Origin of the sequence: Weizmannia acidilactici (genome assembly GCF_008974225.1) — a bacterium.
Classification (GTDB): domain Bacteria; phylum Bacillota; class Bacilli; order Bacillales; family Bacillaceae_C; genus Weizmannia; species Weizmannia acidilactici.
The window spans coordinates 1-1180 of sequence record NZ_BKZR01000103.1 but is presented as its reverse complement, the minus strand read 5'-3'; the positions used below and the strand labels follow the sequence as shown (position 1 = coordinate 1180).

General features: G+C 43.6%; 1 protein-coding gene. It reads right to left on the bottom strand.

The window, feature by feature from the left end; all coding sequences use genetic code 11:
* Positions 1 to 9: 9 nt before the first annotated feature.
* Positions 10 to 780 carry a class I SAM-dependent methyltransferase gene (locus GBH70_RS16405; RefSeq protein WP_151682013.1) on the bottom strand — a complete coding sequence of 257 codons (771 nt, stop codon included), beginning with the start codon at positions 778 to 780 and terminating at the stop codon, positions 10 to 12.
* Positions 781 to 1180: the final 400 nt, after the last annotated feature.

Sequence of the window (1180 nt, the reverse complement as noted above, 5' to 3'; positions counted from 1 at the left end):
ATCCGTTTATCAGCGTACAACGGCTTTGATCAACACCGCTTCCCCTTGAAAGGTTTGTACCAGTCCATCCTCTATCACAATATGAAAATGGTTATTGATTTTTTCATTTGATGCCAATATGAAACGATTCAAATTTATTTTTTCTTTTTCCGGCAGGTTCATTTGCCTGCACCACTTTTCAAAATAGAACGTTTTTCTGAAAATGCGCATTTCCACTAAATCAAATCCGCCACATTCCAGCATCCGGACCCATTCCGATTTTTTCCATGCCCTGAAATGGCTGTAATCGCGACATTTTTCTATCGTATTATAAAATTGATCGAGTTCATCGTCTTCCGGAGCGACATTGTCGTCCAGAAGAAACTGCCCACCCTGCTTTAACACACGCTGCACTTCTCTGACAAATCCTTTTACATTCGAAAAATGGTGCGATGCAATGCGGCAGGCGGCGATGTCAAATACCCTATCCGGAAAAGGAAGGTTTTCGGCATCCCCTTGAATAAACGTAACGTTTTGATGCCCGTTTCCCCTGATAAAATTTTCAGCAGCCTTTAGCATTCCTTCCGTTAAATCGAGTGCCGCCACTTCCGTCACAAGCGGTGCAAAAATATTAGCGGTATGCCCGCCGCCCGTTGCGATATCGAGGAACTTTTCGCCGCCTTGAAGCGAAGCCATTTCAACAAGCATCTGCAAATCTTTCCCCTCGCGGTGGATCGCACTTTCCACATAGCTTTCCGGATTTTGGCCGAATTGTTTTATCACATCCTGTTTATTGTCCATTTTCCATCCCCCTCGTATATTATTTTTAGGCCCTTGTTTCGGAACCTGCATTTTCTACTTGCCTGCAGTAATAAGTCAAATTTCTTGGGTGTCCCGGGATATTTCTAGATAATGAGAACAGGATTATTTGGGACAATTCTTTCTCCTCCCTCATTTTTACTATACGACCGGCTGGGGAAAAAGCCATTTCCATTTTCAGATCAGCTGCCATAAGCCGGACTTATGACAAAAAACAGCCAAGAAATACTTGGCTGCCGGTTACTTTTTTCTTTTTCCGAGATCATCGTTCGGCGAGTTGCCGGTTCCGGCTTTTGCTTTGCTGTTTGGCGTCCCGTAAATTTGATTGTCTTTTGTGACTTTGGCGCCTTCCAGAAAATCATCTTTCGTTTTCATGAAGACC